14 protein-coding genes are annotated in these 18,752 nt (G+C 47.2%); 7 read left to right on the top strand and 7 right to left on the bottom strand.

Going from position 1 to position 18,752, the window contains the following annotated elements:
* Positions 1-3 precede the first annotated feature (3 nt).
* From D0Y50_RS16010 to D0Y50_RS15995, 4 genes are all read left to right on the top strand, one after another.
* Positions 4-759 (top strand): TIGR04219 family outer membrane beta-barrel protein, encoded by a 756-nt coding sequence (locus tag D0Y50_RS16010; RefSeq protein WP_108568441.1) that lies wholly within the window; start codon positions 4-6, stop codon positions 757-759.
* 111 nt (positions 760-870) lie between these two features.
* Positions 871-2,697: an assimilatory sulfite reductase (NADPH) flavoprotein subunit gene (locus tag D0Y50_RS16005; protein WP_108568442.1), complete on the top strand. Its 1,827-nt coding sequence runs from the start codon at positions 871-873 to the stop codon at positions 2,695-2,697.
* On the top strand, positions 2,697-4,415 hold the full coding sequence (gene cysI, locus D0Y50_RS16000; RefSeq protein WP_108568443.1) for an assimilatory sulfite reductase (NADPH) hemoprotein subunit: 1,719 nt from the start codon (positions 2,697-2,699) through the stop codon (positions 4,413-4,415). Before D0Y50_RS16005 ends, cysI begins: the two co-directional genes overlap by 1 nt.
* Entirely contained in the window at positions 4,408-5,154 is a 747-nt protein-coding gene (locus D0Y50_RS15995; protein ID WP_117317907.1) for a phosphoadenylyl-sulfate reductase, read from the top strand. The genes cysI and D0Y50_RS15995 overlap by 8 nt, the downstream gene beginning before the upstream one ends.
* Positions 5,155-5,215: 61 nt before the next feature.
* On the opposite strand, the gene D0Y50_RS15990 is transcribed toward D0Y50_RS15995, so the two are convergent.
* On the bottom strand, positions 5,216-6,118 hold the full coding sequence (locus D0Y50_RS15990) for a TIGR03899 family protein (protein ID WP_117317905.1): 903 nt from the start codon (positions 6,116-6,118) through the stop codon (positions 5,216-5,218).
* Between the two features lie 141 nt (positions 6,119-6,259).
* Between D0Y50_RS15990 and D0Y50_RS15985 the strand changes: the two genes are divergently transcribed.
* Entirely contained in the window at positions 6,260-8,500 is a 2,241-nt protein-coding gene (locus D0Y50_RS15985; protein ID WP_108568446.1) for a bifunctional diguanylate cyclase/phosphodiesterase, read from the top strand.
* A 26-nt stretch (positions 8,501-8,526) separates the two neighbouring features.
* Here D0Y50_RS15985 and D0Y50_RS15980 read toward each other — a convergent pair whose 3' ends face one another.
* Positions 8,527-9,114 (bottom strand): uracil-DNA glycosylase family protein, encoded by a 588-nt coding sequence (locus D0Y50_RS15980; protein WP_108568447.1) that lies wholly within the window; start codon positions 9,112-9,114, stop codon positions 8,527-8,529.
* A gap of 114 nt (positions 9,115-9,228) precedes the next feature.
* Here D0Y50_RS15980 and D0Y50_RS15975 point away from each other — a divergent pair, with 114 nt between their 5' ends.
* Positions 9,229-9,540, top strand: a complete 312-nt coding sequence (locus D0Y50_RS15975; protein ID WP_108568448.1) for a pyridine nucleotide transhydrogenase — start codon at positions 9,229-9,231, stop codon at positions 9,538-9,540.
* Between the two features lie 52 nt (positions 9,541-9,592).
* Here D0Y50_RS15975 and sthA read toward each other — a convergent pair whose 3' ends face one another.
* From sthA to D0Y50_RS15955, 4 genes are all read right to left on the bottom strand, one after another.
* A complete protein-coding gene (gene sthA / locus D0Y50_RS15970) occupies positions 9,593-11,023 on the bottom strand; it encodes a Si-specific NAD(P)(+) transhydrogenase (RefSeq protein ID WP_117317903.1) in 1,431 nt (476 codons plus the stop codon).
* A 129-nt stretch (positions 11,024-11,152) separates the two neighbouring features.
* Positions 11,153-13,012, bottom strand: coding sequence for a sensor histidine kinase (locus tag D0Y50_RS15965; protein WP_108568450.1), 1,860 nt, complete (start codon positions 13,010-13,012; stop codon positions 11,153-11,155).
* The gene (locus tag D0Y50_RS15960; RefSeq protein ID WP_108568451.1) at positions 13,009-15,276 is read right to left on the bottom strand and encodes a putative bifunctional diguanylate cyclase/phosphodiesterase; all 2,268 of its coding nucleotides are present in this window, start codon (positions 15,274-15,276) and stop codon (positions 13,009-13,011) included. Before D0Y50_RS15960 ends, D0Y50_RS15965 begins: the two co-directional genes overlap by 4 nt.
* Before the next feature lie 264 nt (positions 15,277-15,540).
* Entirely contained in the window at positions 15,541-16,668 is a 1,128-nt protein-coding gene (locus D0Y50_RS15955; protein WP_108568452.1) for a fatty acid desaturase, read from the bottom strand.
* A gap of 220 nt (positions 16,669-16,888) precedes the next feature.
* Here D0Y50_RS15955 and fabR point away from each other — a divergent pair, with 220 nt between their 5' ends.
* Positions 16,889-17,527 (top strand): HTH-type transcriptional repressor FabR, encoded by a 639-nt coding sequence (gene fabR / locus D0Y50_RS15950; protein WP_108568453.1) that lies wholly within the window; start codon positions 16,889-16,891, stop codon positions 17,525-17,527.
* 1 nt (position 17,528) lies between these two features.
* Here fabR and trmA read toward each other — a convergent pair whose 3' ends face one another.
* Positions 17,529-18,623, bottom strand: coding sequence for a tRNA (uridine(54)-C5)-methyltransferase TrmA (trmA, locus tag D0Y50_RS15945; RefSeq protein ID WP_108568454.1), 1,095 nt, complete (start codon positions 18,621-18,623; stop codon positions 17,529-17,531).
* Between the last annotated feature and the right edge of the window lie 129 nt (positions 18,624-18,752).

Below are 18,752 nucleotides of genomic sequence, written 5' to 3'. Positions count from 1 at the left end.
ACGATGAAAAAAAGCATTATGGCCCTGACACTTGCAGGTTCATTTGCCGCTACACCGGTAATGGCTGACACCATCGCTGGTGTTTACGTAGGGGCACAGGGATGGCGCAGCACCACCGATGGCGGGTTTGCCGACAACGATGCCAATGCGCAATTCAACTTTGATGATGAAACGCAAACCTCTGCCTATATTGCCGTGGAGCATCCTGTTCCGTTTGTACCTAATGTCAAATTGAACTACACCACCCTGGATGTGAATGGGGCAACTAATCTGCAGTCTAATTTCACCTTTGATGGCGATCTGTATACGACTGACAGTACCGTGGCCACAGATGTTGAATTAAATACCACAGACATCATTTTGTATTACGAGCTGTTTGATAACGATTTGCTAAGTTTTGATGTCGGTATCAATGGTAAATATGTCGACGGTGCGTTTGCTGTGCTAGATGAGCAAAGTGACACCCGTGGCTACGCGGAATTTTCAGGCGTTATTCCCATGGCCTATTCACGGGTGCAAGTTGGTTTGCCGTTTTCAGGCCTTGGTGCGTACGCAGAAGGGAGTTACTTATCGTTCGACGATCATACCTTCAGCGACTATCAAATTGCTGTAACCTACTCATTTATTGAAAGTCTAGCAGTAGATATGACATTACAACTAGGTTATCGCAACGTTGAAATGGACCTGGATGATTTGGACGATGTCTACGCAGACATGAGCTACGACGGTGCTTTTGTCGGTCTTGAGATGCATTTCTAGACCGAAAAGTTTAGCCCTAATCACTTTAGGTAATAAAAAAGGCAGAATAATTCTTTTCTCTTCCTAACTAAACTCGTTAGCCTTAGCACATCAAATTGAGGCTAACGAGTTATGTCACAAGATTCTAATCAAAATACAACACCGCCAGCGGTGATCAACGAACAGCAGTGGAATGCGATTACTCAAGCTATCGCAGGCCTTAACCGTGATCAATTAACCTGGGTAAGCGGCTATATGGCCGGTATGGCAGCCTCAGCAGGTGGCACCGTTGCCCCCGTTGCAGGTACCGCACCTGTTGCCCAAAGCAATACATCTACCCTGACTATTTTATATGGTTCGCAAACGGGCAACGCCAAGCATTTAGCGCAAGCGTTCCAGGCGCAGGCAGAAGCGGCTGGTTATACCAGTAAGCTGGTCAGCATGGCAGACTACAAACCGCGCCAGCTTAAAAGTGAAACCCACGTGGTGGCCTATGTCAGTACCCATGGTGAGGGCGATGCCCCCGATGACGCTATCGAACTGCATGAATTTTTAGGGGGCAAAAAAGCTCCGAAACTTCCTAATCTTAAATATGCAGTGTTAGGTTTAGGTGACAGTAGCTATGAATTCTTTTGCCAGACCGGTAAGGACTTTGATAGCCGGTTAGCTGCGCAAGGCGCCACCGCCATTATTCCTCGTGAAGACTGTGATGTTGATTATGAAGCGCAGGCTCAAAGCTTCGCTGACAAACTTATTGCTTCTTTAAAAGACGATTTTGCTGGTGCACCGGCCGGTCAGGCGTTAGCCGCCCAAACCGGTGATGCCGTTACCTCCGGTGCCAGCAGCACCTATACTAAAAAAGCCCCTTTTACAGCGGCAATTTTAGACTCGCAGAAAATCACAGGACGGGATTCGGTCAAAGATATCCGTCATATTGAGATAAGCCTGGAAGATTCAGGTATTACTTATCAAGCGGGCGATGCGCTGGGCGTGTGGTTTAAAAATGCCGAAACGCTGGTGGATGAACTGATAGGCCTGGTTTCGCTTAATGCAGCAGAAGAGGTTACGGTGGATGATACCGCTATGCCACTGAAACAAGCATTAACCGAAAAGCTGGAGTTGACGCTAAGCTATCCTAACTTCATCAAGGCATATCAAAGTGCCACCGGTTCATCGAGCCTGGCCGAACTGCTGGAAGACAAAGCAACCTTACGCACCTACATGGCGGAGCGCCAAATTGTCGATATCGTACGCGATCATCCTGGGCAAATCAGTGCCCAGGCGCTAGTCGACGCATTACGTCCGTTAACGCCGCGTTTGTATTCAATAGCGTCAAGTCAGACTGAAGTTGAAGACGAAGTGCATCTGACTGTGGCGCACGTTGATTACGAAGCATTTGGGGTACGCCATCAAGGTGGCGCTTCAGGTTTCTTATGTGAGCATGGCGTAGCAGCGGGTGAAGTTGAAATCTTTGTTGAGCAAAACGATAATTTCCGTCTGCCGGAAAATAACGATACACCCGTGATCATGGTGGGCCCCGGAACAGGTATTGCACCGTTTCGAGCGTTTATGCAAGAGCGTGACGCCCAGGATGCACAAGGCAAAAACTGGCTCTTCTTTGGTAACCCCCACTTTACCCAGGACTTTTTATATCAGGTCGAGTGGCAAGGCTACGTCAAAAGCGGTCTGTTGGATAAAATCACGCTGGCGTTTTCGCGCGATCAGGCAGATAAGATTTATGTACAGCACAGGCTGCTGGAACAGGGCCAGGAAGTCTATGAATGGTTAGAGCAGGGTGCACATTTCTACGTGTGCGGTGATGCTATGCACATGGCAAAAGATGTAGAAGCAGCCTTACTAAGTATTATTGCAAAATATGGCAACAAGAGCGAAGAAGACGCTAAAGCGTATCTTGTGGCTTTGCGCAAAGCAAAACGTTATCAGAAGGATGTCTATTAATGAGTAACGAAAAATCGCCATTTATCGTTGAAGGCAAACTGGCTGACAACGAACGGCTAAAGGCAGAAAGTCGCCATTTACGCGGCACCATAGAACAAGACTTAAAAGACGATCTGACGGGCGGTTTTACTGCGGATAATTTCCAGTTAATTCGTTTTCACGGCATGTATCAGCAAGATGACCGTGATATACGCGCGGAGCGTGGCAAGCAGAAGCTTGAACCCCTGCACAATGTCATGCTGCGCGCACGGCTACCGGGCGGCATCATTACGCCTACCCAGTGGCAGCAAATAGATCGCTTCGCAGATGAACATACTATGTATGGCAGCATTCGCTTAACCACCCGGCAAACATTCCAGTTTCACGGTGTATTAAAGCCAAATATCAAGTTGATGCACCAGACCTTGAATAAAGTCGGGATCGACTCGATTGCCACGGCGGGTGATGTAAACCGTAATGTTTTATGTACCTCTAATCCCATCGAGTCTCAACTGCATGTTGAGGCATATGAATGGGCGAAGAAAATCAGTGAACATTTACTGCCCAAAACCCGGGCCTATGCTGAAATTTGGTTAGACGCTGAAAAAGTGGCGACTACCGAAGCGTCAGTTGAGCCAATATTGGGGGATAACTACTTACCGCGAAAATTCAAAACCACCGTAGTCATACCCCCGCATAACGATGTGGATGTACATGCGAATGACTTGAACTTTGTCGCCATTGCCGAAAATGGCAAGTTAGTTGGTTTCAACGTACTGGTAGGCGGCGGGCTGGCGATGACGCACGGCGACCATTCAACGTATCCGCGTAAGGCTGATGATTTTGGTTTTATTGGCGTCAACGATACATTGGCAATTGCTGAGGCTGTGGTAACTACCCAGCGCGACTGGGGTAACCGGGTTAACCGTAAGAATGCCAAAACAAAATATACCCTGGAGCGGGTAGGGGTAGATAATTTTAAGGCTGAAGTTGAAAAACGCGCCGGTGTCAGCTTTGCTGCTAGCCGCCCGTATAGCTTCACCACCCGGGGAGACCGCTTTGGTTGGGCCGAGGGCATTGATGGCAAACACCATCTGACGTTATATATTGAAAATGGCCGAATTCTGGACTTTGCAGATAAGCCGTTAAAAACCGGATGTCTTGAAATTGCAAAAGTGCATCAGGGGGATTTCCGTCTCACCGCTAATCAGAACCTGATTATTGCCGGAGTACCAGCGCAGCAGAAAGATAAGATTGATAGCCTGGCGCGCCAATACGGTCTGCTTGAAGATAATGTATCGGGCCAGCGCCTCGACTCTATGGCCTGCGTGTCTTTGCCGACTTGCCCATTAGCGATGGCGGAAGCCGAGCGCTATTTACCTGCAGCCATAGCCCGTATGGAAACATTGCTGCACAAACATGATGTAACCCGCGATAGCATTATTTTCCGGATTACCGGATGTCCGAATGGCTGCGGCCGCGCTATGTTGTCAGAAGTAGGTTTGGTAGGCAAAGGGCCTGGTAAATACAACCTGCATATTGGTGGCGATCGTGAAGGCACCCGAATTCCCAGAATGTATCGGGAAAATATCGGCGAAGATGAAATTTTTGAAGAGTTAGATACCCTGATTGGCCGGTGGGCCAGCGAACGCAATGACAACGAAGCGTTTGGTGACTTTGTGATTCGGGCTGACATCATTAAACCCGTTGTGGACTCAGCAAGAGACTTCTATGACTAATACAGCAATTGACATTGATAAGCCGCTTTCTTTGCAAATCACTGCAGAAGAACTTGCGCTGATTAATGAACAACTGGATAACCTCAGTGCCGCGCAACGCGTGGCCTGGGCGCTTAAAAACTTGCCTGGCAACCATATGGTGTCTTCCAGTTTTGGCGCACAGTCTGCTGTTATGTTGCATTTACTGACTCAGGCTCGCCAGGATATTCCGGTGGTGCTTACCGATACTGGCTATTTGTTCCCGGAAACCTATCAGTTTGTCGATGAGCTTACCGAACGCCTTAAACTGAACCTGCATGTGTACCAGGCGCCTTTATCCGCCGCCTGGCAAGAGGCCCGTTTTGGGCGGTTGTGGGAGCAGGGTATCGAGGGAATTGAAAAGTACAACAAGCTGAACAAAGTCGAGCCGATGCAGCGCGCGCTTAAAGCGCTGGAAGCGCAAACCTGGTTTGCCGGGCTGCGCCGTAGCCAGTCAGATAGTCGCGAAAAATTGCCTGTGCTGCAAAAAGCTGGTAACCAGTTTAAGCTTTATCCAATTATTGACTGGTCAAACAAAGACCTGCATTACTACCTCAAGGAACATGATCTGCCTTACCACCCGTTGTGGGAACAGGGATATGTGTCGATTGGGGACTGGCATACAACGCAATCGTTACAGGAAGGGATGAGCGAGCAGGATACACGCTTTTTCGGCCTCAAACGCGAGTGTGGTTTGCATGAGTTCGGTGATGGTATTTAAGCGGCAAAGCTTCGTCTAAGCGGTTTTGTATCGGCTACTGAAGGTTTTCAGTAGCCGGCAATTATGTTCGCTTCATTTCAAACACCGGGTGCAGGACATGACTTAATGCTTCTATATAATCTGGTGAGTCCTGTCTGGCAATGAGTTTAAATAATTCGGCGCCAACGTGAGTAAATTTGTAATACACCAGTGCCACGCCCGGCTTTCTTGCCTGTAGGGTGATACCTTGCTGACCATAGCGCCAGGTAATAGGTTTATCCGGTGCAATTTCAGCGCTTTCAATTTCGCTGGCAAATATCAGTTTCAAATCAATCAGCGTCAACAGGTCAGGATATGATAACCCGTAATGGGCGAGATTCAGTTGTGCTCCAGCGGGGTTTTTGAGCCATTGGAAAAAGCTTCTACGCTGATGGTAACCCACCACCAGGCGCGGTACTGTATCCTGGCTACGCATTGCCATTCCCGCCGCGCGCCCAAACAGTAAAGCATCGCGCTGAGTCAAATAAGTAATGGTTTGCAAGCTACGCAAAGAAAAGCTTCCCGGGCTGGCTACTTCAACAGCCAGAATTTTCCCCCATAGTTCCTGCATCGCAGTAGAATAGACGTTTTCCGCCAAACTAACGAAGGCGAAGAACCAGTCTGGGTCAATCTCATCGTCTGTGGTATGACGCACATTTACGGCCATCGCAATGTCCATCACTGCTTGTAAATTATCCAGTTTACTGAGCTGATTAACTTCATCTCGGCGGGTAAGCGCTTGACGGCGTTGTTTATAATCAGTTGAGGTACTGCGGCCATCTACCCCGGCTCGGGCGAACAAGCGGCTTATCGTATCCGCCCGCAGCGCACTGGCATTTGCAGTGGTCGAACGTGTTTCGTTGGACGTGACGGGACTATCGCTTGGTTTTGGCCTATTATTAATGGGCGAAACAGGCCCCGCAGACGTATGTGAGGGTATCTTCATAAAATTAGAGGTCACTGCTAATGACAGTGGCTGTACCGGTACAGTATTTATGCCGATACTATTGCATCAGTGATGAGGCTTTGCAATTTACGGTGTAAGGAGTACGATTAAAAAATTGCGGTAGTAAGGATTTCTCCGACAATGACGCACTCTGATTATGACAATGACGAACTGATTTTTTTGGATGAAGATCCGCTGTCGGTTGCCGTTAGTGAAAACGGAAAATTCTGGAATCTGCTTATCGTAGATGACGATGAGGAGATTCATACAGTTACCCGGCTTGCGCTGGCTGACCTGGTCGTTAATAACCGCAAACTTAACTTCCTTCATGCCTACTCCGCTCATCAGGCAAGAGAGATTCTGCAAGAATACGGCAACCAGATTGCCATGCTGTTACTTGATGTCGTTATGGAAACTGACGATGCCGGCTTGGAACTGGTACGGTATCTGCGGCAGGATTTAAAGCTGGATGAACCCCGCATAGTGCTACGCACGGGGCAACCAGGTTATGCTCCTGAAGAAACCATTATTACCGATTACGATATTAATGATTACAAAACGAAAACTGAACTAACCCGCAGTAAGCTGCTCATTACCGTGGTGGCTTCAATTCGTTCCTATCAACAAATTCTTACCATTAATCAAAGCCGGGTGGGACTTCAAAAAATCATTGATGCTTCTTCTAATTTACTTGAAGAACATTCAATAAAAGCTTTTTGTGACGGCGTAGTAACCCAACTGAGCTCGCTGATTGGACTGGAAGCTGAAGGCTTGGTTTGCGCTAAGGCCGGCACGGTAATCGATAAAGATGATGACGCTGTGTATATTCTCGGGGCAGCGGGCGATTTTGCTCATCTTATCAACCAGCCTGTGGCCCACCTCAATAACACGCTTATTACAGAAAGTATCAGTCGCTGCCTTAAACTCAAAAAACATATATTTGAAGCCGGTTTTTCAGTGCTTTATCTTAATCGGGCAGGTTTCGAGGCGGCAGTATATGTGAATATCGAACATGAACTCAGCGACACCCATCAACAACTACTTGAAGTGTTTTTATCAAGTATTTCAGTAGGGTATGAAAATGTTCACTTGTTTCACGAGCTACGCAACGCGGCGTTTCGCGATTGGCTGACCCGTCTGCCTAATCGTAATGAATTTATAAATTCGCTGGAGCGTGACTTAAGCCGCAATAATGAATTAAGCACGGTTGCGCTTATCGATATTAATCACTTTTCTGATATTAACGATGGGTTGGGACAGGATGCCGGGAATGCCCTACTTATTGCGGTAGCCAACCGAATTAAATCGATTTTTCCGGAGCATATTATCAAAGCCCGCATAGGCGGTGATGTGTTTGGGCTTATCGGGCCGCAGTCGCAGGTTACTCCAGAAGCCATCAACGGTATATTCCAATCATCGTTTCAGGCACTTGAACATACTATACCGCTAAATGTGACCATGGGGTTATGTCTGGTCAACGATAACTGCCAACAAGGGTTGGAGATTCTTAAGCGTACGAATATTGCCCTTAACCGGGCAAAGCGCAACCACACTGATAACTTCGAATATTACGCGCCCGAGATCGAGGAGCGGACCACCTGGCAGCTGGGTATGATTCGCCAGTTACGCAATGACTTCGCCGATCGTAAATTACAGTTATGGTTTCAGCCCCAGGTTGATTTAGTTACCGAAAAAGTGGTTGGGGTGGAAGGCCTGCTACGCTGGCCGGATGGCAAAGGCGGCTATATTTCGCCCGCTGTATTTATTCCCTTGGCAGAATACTCCGGGCTCATTGTCGATATTGGCCAATGGGTTCTAGAGGAATCTTGTCGCCGCATCCAAAGCTTACAGCAATCGGGCTACGTGGATGTCAGGGTGGCAGTAAACATCTCGATTCCACAATTTCGCGATCGCTGCTTTGTGCAGAAAGTAACTGATGCGCTCAAGCGTTTTTCCTGCCCGCCCGGAAGGCTTGAACTGGAAATTACAGAAAGCGTTGTGATGGATGAACCGCAAATTGTTATAGACGCCCTTAATACGCTCAAAACCTACGGGGTTGCTATTGCTATAGATGACTTTGGCACAGGCTTTTCGTCAATGAGTTATCTGCAACGTTTGCCATTGGATAGACTGAAAGTGGATCGGTCTTTCGTCGGTGATATTACGCCAGGGAAAAGCGCAGTCATCGCCGAAACAATTGTAACGCTGGGTAATAAGCTTGGTTTATGTACAATAGCGGAAGGTGTGGAAACCCGCGAGCAGGCCCAGTATATGACTAAGCTGGGCTGTGATGAAGCTCAAGGTTATCTGTATGCTCGCCCTATGCCGTTTGACGATCTTATGACTTATCTGACTGAACATCATCAACCCGCTTCTAGATAGTGGGTACAACCCACATACAAAGTGAATTAACGTGATAGTAATGCAGCCACGCGGTGCTGCAATAAGGGCACTACATCCTGTTCGAACCACGCATTTTTCGTTAGCCACCGGTTGTTACGTCCCGACGGGTGGGGGAGTACCATAAATTTACCCGGGGCGTGAGCTTCCTGTCGCACACCCTCGGTTAAGGTTTTATGGTGTTTAGTATAATACTGCTGAGCATATCTTCCTACCAGCAACACCAGTTCTGGGTCGATATTGGCTAGTAACAAATGATGCCAGGTGGGCGCGCATTCTTTACGAGGGGGGGCGTCCGCCCCGTTTTTATACCCGGGGAAGCAAAATCCCATTGGAATCAGTGAAATGAGTTGGTTGTTATAAAAGGTATTTCTGTCTATACCCATCCAATTGCGTAATCTATCGCCACTTCTGTCATTCCACGGCGTCGCAGTATCGTGGGCTACAATACCCGGTGCTTGTCCTATTACGATAATTTTGCTTTGTGCAGAGGCTGATAGTACGGGTCTTGGAGGCTGAGGAAGGTCGCGCTGACATAATGTACATTGGCGAACCCGGGTCATTAGCTGTTCAAACGTTTCGGTATTTTTTGCCATTAATTTACAACCTGTCATAAAGCTGTCACATAGGCATGATCTAAATTTGCAAAATTCCCGTTTGTACAGTATGCTGATTCATACAGTAACCTACTGTACCACAGGAGTAAAACCATGCGTAAATTAATAATTGGCCTAGCGCTACTGACAACAACAAGTATTGCGCATGCGGAATCCGGTAATAATCAACTGTTTAGTTGCATGGATTCTGAGACCTTTGAAGTAAATAGCCAGTGTATGTCTGATCAGATCACCGGTAATATGCGCTTCCAGGAAGCTCAGCAGCAAGTATTCGATCACGCGAATGAAGCGCGGGGCGAATATGCTATTGCAACGATGACATTTGATCCACGTAAAATGCAGATAGACATCGTGGCTCACCGCGATGCGTTACAGGCAACGAACAAGCTTACCGCGAAAAACTAATTTTTCCGCATCAATACAAAAAAAACCGGCCTTCAGGCCGGTTTTTTTGTGTTTAGAATATGCGGTTGAGGCCGTTGAGCGCCGCTACGCGATAGGCTTCTGCCATGGTGGGATAGTTGAAGGTGGTATTTACAAAGTAATCCAGCGAATTTGCTTCGCCTTTCTGCTGCATAATGGCTTGGCCGATATGCACAATTTCAGAGGCCCGTTCTCCGAAGCAATGAATACCCAGAATTTCTTTGGTTTCCCGATGAAAGAGAATTTTAAGGCTGCCTACCTGGGTCGACGCAATCTGCGCCCGGGCAAGATGTTTGAACTGCGCCCGGCCCACTTCATAAGGAACTTTCATATCGGTGAGTTCCTGTTCGGTCTTACCCACCGAGCTGATTTCAGGAATCGTATAAATTCCCGTAGGAATATCCTCTACCAACCCTGCATTCGCTTTACCTTCTAACATTGCTTCAGCGGCAAAGCGGCCTTGATTGTATGCCGCAGAGGCCAGGCTGGGGTAGCCGATTACGTCGCCCACCGCATAGATGTTATCTACCTCAGTCTGGTAATGCTCGTTTACTTTAACCTGGCCTCGTGAATCAGCTTCTAATCCGATAGCGGCGAGGTTAAGCATATCTGTATTGCCAGTTCGGCCATTGGCAAAGAGTAAACAATCAGCCCGCATGCGTTTACCCGACTCCAGATTGAGTATTACGCTGTCATCGCGCCCTTCCACCGACGAATAGGTTTCGTTATTGCGGATCACCACGCCGTTATTCCACAGGTGGTAACTTAAGGCATCTGAAATCTCAGCGTCCAGAAACGACAGTAGCCGTTCACGCATATTAACCAGGTCAACTTTAACCCCCATGCCGCGAAAGATACTGGCGTATTCAGAACCTATAACTCCGGCCCCATAAATAATTATCGACTTAGGGTCGTGCTTCATATTTAAAATGGTGTCAGAGTTGTAAATACGCGGATGAGAAAAATCTATATCTTCGGGGCAATAAGGCCGTGATCCCGTCGCCAGGGCTATTTGCTTCGCGCTGATCGTTTCCTGAGAGCCGTCATGACGGACGATTTTCAAGGTATTTTTGTCGACGAAACTGGCTTCACCATGAAACAGTGAAACCCGGTTCCGATCATAAAACGACGAGCGTAGTTTAGACTGGCTTTGAATAACCCCGCTGGCGTGGCGCATAATTTCTGAAAACGTCACGTTTCTATTGATATGGTTTTCCGAAAACAACGGAGTGTTATTGTATTCTATTAACCGGCTAACCGAATGACGTAATGCTTTAGAGGGAATGGTGCCCCAGTGGGTACAACCCCCGCCTACGGCCTCGTAACGTTCTACCACAGCGACCTCTTTGCCGGCCTTAGCAAGCTGCATTGCCAACCCCTCTCCGCCGGGGCCAGTACCAATAACAATGGCGTCAAACTGGTATTTAGGAGAAGTCTTGGGGGCGCTGGTAGCTTTCTTTGTCATAATGCTGTACTCGCTTTAGCTTAAAATACACATTGCCAGCTATGGCTACCTAGGTAGGGTAGCCATAGCTTGGGGATTTGTTATCACAGAGTCTAGCAACTTTATGACTGGAAAAAAATTATACGTTAATCAGTCATCTTCGCCGGTTTTGACACTGACAGGTAAATACATAATAAATTGTGTACCGGTATCTGTTCTTACCTGTATTTTGCCGGCCATAACCTGACTAATCCATTGGTGCACCAAATGTAATCCTAAACCGGTATTACCTTGCTTGCGGTTAGTGGTAATAAACGGTTCAAAAATGGTTTTCACCATTTCCTCACTAATACCCTGGCCATTGTCTGCTACGGTTAACCTGATGGTGTTACCATCAGCATGGGCATCGATAGTAATGGCGGGATTGCGTACATTATCAAAGGCGTGGTGCACACAGTTATTGATCAGGTTTTGCAATATTTGCGACAAAATACCCGGAAAACTATTCATATAAATGGTTTTAGAGCATTGTATTTCAACATTGATATTATGCTGTTTGAGTTGGGGCTGCATAGCGCGCAGTAAATCGTTGATGCATTGATACAAATTGAACTGGGTACAGTCTTCGCTGGAGCGGTCGACCGCCAGCCGTTTAAATCGTTTAATCAGCGAGCTGGCCCGCTGCAGGTTAGATAAGGTGAGCCGAGTGGTTTCCGCCGTACTATTAAGGTAATTATCCAACGTGGATTTCTTCAGGCCCTGGGCAATTTCGCTGCGCAAGGTGTCCAGCCGGGTTTGTATGTCGCTTACAGACATAACAGCGGCGCCTAACGGGGTGTTCATTTCATGCGCAACACCGGCGACTAACATGCCTAACGACGCCATTTTCTCTGTTTCTACCAATTCATCCTGCAACTGTTTTTGTAATCGTAACGCATTGGCCAGTTCGTCTTTTTCACGGTTTAATGCGGCGGTTAGCTTTTCCAGGGTCAGTCCCAACGCAATTTCGCGATAAAGTAAAATACAGCACAATAAGAATACCAGTACTGCTGTAATGCCGGCCGGTATCAGCGCTTTTTCAATCATCGCGGCATACACATGGGACTGCGTTCGCGCGATGAAATAGATACGCTCATGGTCCCCGTCTTTTTCACTGTAGCGAATGGATGTCTGGTTAGCACTAAACACATCGCCATTGCTAAAAGTCTTAACCGATACGGCTTTAGCCTGGCTTAAGTAGGCCCATAAATTGGGGGTGTTAATGGCAATATTAGCCGGGCGGGTGTTAAGGCTGGTGGACCATTCTAATGACTTATCGTAATGCATTAACCAGCTATCCTGACCATAAGCAACCAGTAAGTCTGTGGAGGGTTGGTTCAGGCCATGAAGAAAGCTGAAAAGTGCGGTGAGCCTAAAGTTGACTACCAGATAACCTTCGCCCAAGGGATGATTGGCGGGGCTGTGAATCAATGCACGAATCGTCGGTTCAAAGGGCATCACCACATCACCATTTTCGACGTTGAGATTGATTTTGCTTAACATCAATTCACCGGGCAAGGTTTGGCTTATGCGGTTAAAGTAAGGCCTGTTTCGCTTATTTTGTAGGCTGACCGGGGGCACTGCAGTCACGTCTAAACCTTTAAAGTCGACCCGAAATATCTCATCGCCGTTAAGCGCCAGCCAACGAATTTGGGATACTTTAGGTAAAATACTGCCTACCCGCTGAAACACGGCTTCCACATTAGCCCCATCCTCGGGGGTATCGGTAATCAAGTCTTGTAAATGAGAGGCCAGTAACCGCGTACTGTTGCGTAGATCGCCTAATTCCCGACTGAATATAGAATTTGCTGAAGACAGCATATTGATATGTTCTGTCTCAAGCTGCTCCAATTGTCCCTCTAGATTTTTTTCGTACTGCACAAAACCGGCTAAAAACGACAATATACAAATACACAGCACCCACCACCATAACCGTGGTTGCGTAATGAAGTAATGGTAATGTGCTTTCATCGTGACAAGGTTAGCTGCTTTTCCTGCGCCAGTAGAGTTTCAAACTGGCTAAAGGGGATCGGGCGTGAAAACAGATAGCCCTGGCCTATCTGATAGCCGTTATCAGTTAATATAGCCCGTTGCTCTTCGGTTTCAATGCCTTCTGCTACCACAATGGCACCGAACTGTTCAGCAAAATTACGCACCATTTTAATCACCGCTAAGGCGTTTTCTTTGTCTTTGCCAGCTAGCTGTGCAACAAAGCTCTTGTCGACTTTTAGTACGGTAGCAGCGAGTTTGGTAAAATGGGCAAGGGAAGAATAACCGGTACCAAAGTCATCAATACTGATTTTCACACCTAATTTCACTAACCGGCTTAACACGGGCGCTACAGCTTCATAATTTTGCATTGCCTGGGTTTCGGTTATTTCGATTTCAAACAAGGACGCGGTAAGCTTGCTGTGTAATAACAGGCTTTCGAGGCTACCTAAAAATTCTGGCGCCAATAGATCCAGATTCGACACATTAAATGAGACTGGCAGGGCAAAACCACTGCTTTGTAAACGTGCGACATCTGCAAATACCGTTTCCATTACCCGGGTATCAATCTTAGTAATCAGCCCGGATGTTTCGGCTAGCGGAATAAACTGGTCAGGTGCTAACAGCGTGTCTGCATCATATTGCCAACGAACCAAGGCTTCGGCGCCGCATACCTTACCGGTATGCATGTTGAACTTTGGCTGGTAATACACGCGTAATTGATCGCCTTCGGTAATAGCATCACGCAAATGTTTAAGCAACGTGTAGCGATTTTCCAGCGCCTGGAGTAACTCGGCATTGTAAAAGCGCACCAACTCCCCGTGGCGGTTAGCCTCGTGAAGTGTAGCCTCGGATAACCGAATAGCCTGTTCGGCATTTTCCCGGGCCACCAGGCTTAAATCCATATACGCCACAGAAAGTAGCATTTTGTGGGTAATTTCATTCACTACCACAGACTGCTCAGTTAATGCTAGCAGGGCGTTCTTGTCTGGCGCATCCGGTTTATGTATTAGCATCGCCAGGCAGTCTTCATCTAGCCGGGCTATGGCATAATGGCCGGGGACCTGGGCCCGTATTACGTCTAACAAGCTAGCCATCATAGCGCGCATAAACTCGCTGCCCAGCATAATTTCGTTAGTGAAAAAGTCGTTCACCCGAAAAAGCAGAATGATCGAGTTGTTCTTATCTTCCTGGGAAGTGGTGTTTAACTCGCGCTCCAGCCAGTTTCTATTGGGTATGGCCAGCTGTGTGTCGTAATACGCCAGGGAGGTGAGCTTATTAAGTAGTGCCAGGTTGGTAAACCCGTTGCCGATATTTTGGCTAAATACCATAAGCAAGGTTATGTGGCTAAGTTGAAGCGTAACCGCCGACTTCACGATAATCAGATACCGTCGGTCGTCCAGCTCCTGGGTACTAAAGTACAGCACGGTCCAGTGGTCGGCAAACTGATGTTCCCGTTGGGTGATTGCATTATCAATGGCGTTGCTTAATAGCTGTTGTTCGGTTTCTTCCAGTGAAGTGAGCAACCCGCTAAGCGCCGCCGCCTGATTGTCTGCAAATTCGCCACTAGAAGCCACAATCGGACTATAGCTAACTGCCATAGATTGAGGATAGTGAATGCAGGCCACGCCGCCGCTATCATCCACCCCGATAATGCGGGTGATTTCTTTTAGCACCGTATCTGAAAAGCTGTGTATTTCCTGGCGGGCAGTAATGCTACGGGATGCATCTACAATTAACTGCAAACCGCGTTTTGCCACCGCCAGCTCGTGCAATGAATCCCAGGTTTTAATATTACTGGTAACTACGCTACGTAATTTTTCTGCCGTCAGGTCGACTTTGTTCCAGTATTCATCTACGTCAAAATCGCGCATGGTATCCAGACGCGGCGCCATTCCGGGCTGGCCAGTCAAAAGGATTATCCGCACCAGTTCATTACCCAGCACATTGCGAATGGTATTTACCAGGAATAACCCCGCGTCATCATGTTCCATAACTACATCGAGCAAAATGACGGCGATATCATCATGTTCAGCAATAATTGCTGCAGCTTGTGCGGCTGAACTGGCTGTGAGTAGCCGAATAGGTAACGAATTTACGGTTAAGCCCCGTAGGCCAAGTTCGAGTGACTGCTGATAGCCGGGATCATCTTCCACACTCAAGACTAACCATTCACCCGAAACCGCAGGGTCAGAGGGCGACTGTTCTATTTCTTCTGCAAAGGTAAAAAGTGAATCATCATTCATCGTTGTGTCCTGCTAAAAAAAGATCCCTGTTATGCAACAAAGTGACGATGCAACCTGCATATAAAAAGTAAGTCTGAATATCTATTTGTTATAGCTAAGTGTCGCTCAAATAAGCAAAAATGCAAAGATTTATTACGCCATTTAATAGGGATTCATGACATAGGGGTTTACCCCCAGAAAGGGGTGAGGTAGGGAATTTTAGGCAATAAAAAAGGCGTACCTGTTGATCAGAAACGCCTTTCGAATGACCGGTATGTCAAAAACTCAACTTAATGCAAAGTTGGTTTCCTGCAGCTTCAGCCATTTTTCACGCTGTAATGCCAGACTGTTTTTAAGCTCTTTATATTTAAAGTCCAGTTCCAGTCTTTCCATGCTTCGTTTGATGCACTTTTGACGGACTTTCATCAGCCGTTTTTTCGCCGTGTAGTATTCCGACATCCGCTGCATTAATAAGTCATATTCAGCCTGAATTTTTTGCATAACTTCTTCAGCATTGGGCAGTTGCGATACTTTAGCGCTGGCTTGTTGTAGCTGCATCGCCAAACGCGCTTTTTCGATACGCTCTTCCGGTACCCGGCGCAAGTTATACGTTAGCCCTACAAAGGATAAACCTCTTATCAACCATTTGGTAGGGTCAAACTGCCACCACCGAATGCCATTTCGGTAATCATATTCGAAAATATGATGGTAGTTATGGTAGCCCTCGCCAAATGTGAAGAAAGCCAATATCCCGTTATCCCGTGCAGTATTTTTGTCGGTATACGGTTGCCGACCCCAAAAATGCGCCAGCGAATTAATAAAGAAAGTAACATGGTGAACCATAACCAGGCGGAAGACACCGGCAAACAAAATCATGCCAAGAATGTCGCCATTCAACCAACCTAAAAAGGCGGTAATACCGAAGTTTGATGCCAGCACAATAGGTAGATAATACTTATGCTGCCATTGCACGACGGGATCTTTTAACAAGTCTTTGCAGTTACGGTAGTCGTCATATCGATGTGACTGGTACTCACGCAGCATCCAGCCAATATGAGCAAACCACAAACCCTTCCGGGCCGAATAAGGGTCTTTGTCGTTATCATCCACATGACGATGATGAATTCGATGATCAGAACACCAGTGCAGTATACTATTTTGCAGCGCCATCGCGCCGCCGATAGCCAGTACCACTCTAACCACTATATTGGCATCATAGGTTTTATGAGACCACAGGCGATGGTAACCAGCAGTAATAGACATACCAGTAAAGTAAAACAGCACGACGGCCGTAATGATTTCCACGGTATCAAAACCGATATAGGCAGCCCACACAGGCACGCCGATAAACGCAATGGCTCCGGTGATAATAAAGACCAGGACATTGGTAAGAATAATTGGTGGTTTTTTCATTAATCACAACTCAGCTTACAACTGTACGCTAATTTAGCGGGAAAAGCCGTGTTAGTAAAGTAAAACGGCCCCTTTTCAGCATAAAGTATAGGCATATTTTGTCCTCTCAGGGAGACAAAACCTGCTATAGATTATAAACCTTCCAAGAAACAGTGAGATATACAAAGTCGAGCTTTACGATTATCTCAGGTAAACTCTGTGTGTCTTGCAGGAGGTTATTTTGAGTCGCCAGGAACAGAAATTAAAAACCCGCCAAAATATTATTCAGGCAGCATTTGCGTTGCTGGATGATAATCGCAGTTTATCGGCTATTAGTTTACGTGAAGTTGCGCGGGCCGCGGGGATAGCGCCCACCTCATTCTACCGTCATTTTAAAGACATGGATGAATTGGGGTTAACCCTGGTCGATGAAGCAGGTTTAGCGTTACGACAGCTCATGCGTCAGGCTCGAAGCCGTATTGCGTCAGGCGGAGGAGTAATCGATATTTCGGTCGACACGTTTATAGAATTTATCTGTGCGAATGCCAATGTATTTCGGTTGCTGCTACGCGAGCATACCGGGACTTCAGCGGCTTATCGGATGGCTGTGCTTAGGGAAATTCAACATTTCGTGGAAGAGTTGGCCGACTACATCGTCGAACGCCAAAGCATTGACCATAGCATTGCAAGTTTACAGGCAGAAGCAATGGTGCGGTTGGTATTTAGTGCCGGTGCTGAAACCCTGGAGGCAGACCCCTCAATGCGGGGCGAAATTGGACGGCGGGTGAAAGCGCAGTTGCGCTTTGTGCAGCTAGGCGCAGCAACCTACGCCAACCGTACCGGGCGGGCCAAAAGTAATGCCCCGGCCCACGCCGAATAAGCTATTTCCTGACCAGTTTGACCCCGGTTTCTATGTGATGGGTAAACGGGAACTGATCAAACAGCGCACAGGCAGTAATAGTGTGCGTGTCACACAACAGCTGCAAATTCTCCGAAAGTGTTTCCGGGTTACACGAGATATACACAATTTCATCATAGGCTTGAATCATCTTCAGCGACGCTTCATCAAGGCCAGAGCGTGGTGGGTCGACCAACACCGTGGCAAAGTCATAGCTGGACAAATCTATACCTTCCAGTCGGGTAAACTGCCGCTCATTATTCATGGCAGCAGTGAAGTCTTCGGCAGCCAATCTTACAATATCAACATTTTCTAGCTGGTTTTTATCAATATTGAACTGCGCCGCCGCGACAGAGGGTTTGGCAATTTCAGTGCCGATAACCTTGCGATACTGGCTGGCCATTGGTAAGGAAAAATTTCCTGCCCCACAGTACAGTTCGAGTAAATCCCGATTGGGGTTACCGCAGACCGCCAAGGCCCACTCAATCATATTGCAATTAACCTGAGCGTTAGGCTGGGTAAAACTATTTTCAATATGCTTAAAGTAGTACATGCGGCCATTTACGGGTAAGCCTTCAATAATATAATCATTACCAATAACGACTTTCTGTTTGCGTGCGCGGCCAATAATATTTACTGCAAATGTATCACCCAGTGTCGTTCGCAACTGTTCTGCAGCCTGTTGCCATTCGTCTTCAAGCTTTTTGTGGTACAACAAGCTAATCACCAGTTCATCGCTCAGACCACTCAAATAATCTATTTGAAACAGTTTATTACGCAGGACCGGCGTGACCTTAAGCAAGGCAATCAGCGCAGACATAGCTTGATTGATAGTCTTGCTGGCAGCATCAAAGGTATCTACCCGGTATTTCTCTTTGGTTTGTTGGTCAAACATAATGTGGTAGAGATCCTCACCTTCATGCCAGACCCTGAATTCTGCTCGCATCCGATAGTGGCGCTCTGCGGAGGCATAGACCTGCGGCTCGGGGGCAGCAAATGGTGCCAGCAGTGTGGTTAACCGTTCGTATTTTTCCTGCAATTGACTATTGTAGGCTTCACTATGGTCGGTCTGCGCCATTATTTTCTCCGAAATCACTTTTTAAAGGGAGCGAATTGTAGAGTCTTTTATACGCACTGCAATGGCTTTTATAAAATGTCTTGTTCTAAAATTAAACAAATGGGCTCTGCGGCCGATAACCTAGGGTGA

The organism is Salinimonas sediminis (assembly GCF_003429285.1).
GTDB lineage: Bacteria > Pseudomonadota > Gammaproteobacteria > Enterobacterales > Alteromonadaceae > Alteromonas > Alteromonas indica.
The sequence above is the reverse complement of the archived record's forward strand: the minus strand, read 5'-3'. Positions and strand labels throughout refer to the sequence as shown.

Excerpts from the sequence above, each read along its gene's own strand:
- D0Y50_RS15995 (WP_117317907.1), top strand. The coding sequence starts at position 4,408 with ATGACTAATACAGCAATTGACATTGATAAGCCGCTTTCTTTGCAAATC.
- trmA (WP_108568454.1), bottom strand. The coding sequence starts at position 18,623 with ATGGCGCAGACCGACCATAGTGAAGCCTACAATAGTCAATTGCAGGAA.
- D0Y50_RS15980 (WP_108568447.1), bottom strand. The coding sequence starts at position 9,114 with ATGGCAAAAAATACCGAAACGTTTGAACAGCTAATGACCCGGGTTCGC.
- cysI (WP_108568443.1), top strand. The coding sequence starts at position 2,697 with ATGAGTAACGAAAAATCGCCATTTATCGTTGAAGGCAAACTGGCTGAC.
- D0Y50_RS15955 (WP_108568452.1), bottom strand. The coding sequence starts at position 16,668 with ATGAAAAAACCACCAATTATTCTTACCAATGTCCTGGTCTTTATTATC.
- D0Y50_RS16005 (WP_108568442.1), top strand. The coding sequence starts at position 871 with ATGTCACAAGATTCTAATCAAAATACAACACCGCCAGCGGTGATCAAC.
- sthA (WP_117317903.1), bottom strand. The coding sequence starts at position 11,023 with ATGACAAAGAAAGCTACCAGCGCCCCCAAGACTTCTCCTAAATACCAG.
- D0Y50_RS15990 (WP_117317905.1), bottom strand. The coding sequence starts at position 6,118 with ATGAAGATACCCTCACATACGTCTGCGGGGCCTGTTTCGCCCATTAAT.
- D0Y50_RS16010 (WP_108568441.1), top strand. The coding sequence starts at position 4 with ATGAAAAAAAGCATTATGGCCCTGACACTTGCAGGTTCATTTGCCGCT.
- D0Y50_RS15960 (WP_108568451.1), bottom strand. The coding sequence starts at position 15,276 with ATGAATGATGATTCACTTTTTACCTTTGCAGAAGAAATAGAACAGTCG.
- D0Y50_RS15975 (WP_108568448.1), top strand. The coding sequence starts at position 9,229 with ATGCGTAAATTAATAATTGGCCTAGCGCTACTGACAACAACAAGTATT.
- D0Y50_RS15985 (WP_108568446.1), top strand. The coding sequence starts at position 6,260 with ATGACGCACTCTGATTATGACAATGACGAACTGATTTTTTTGGATGAA.
- D0Y50_RS15965 (WP_108568450.1), bottom strand. The coding sequence starts at position 13,012 with ATGAAAGCACATTACCATTACTTCATTACGCAACCACGGTTATGGTGG.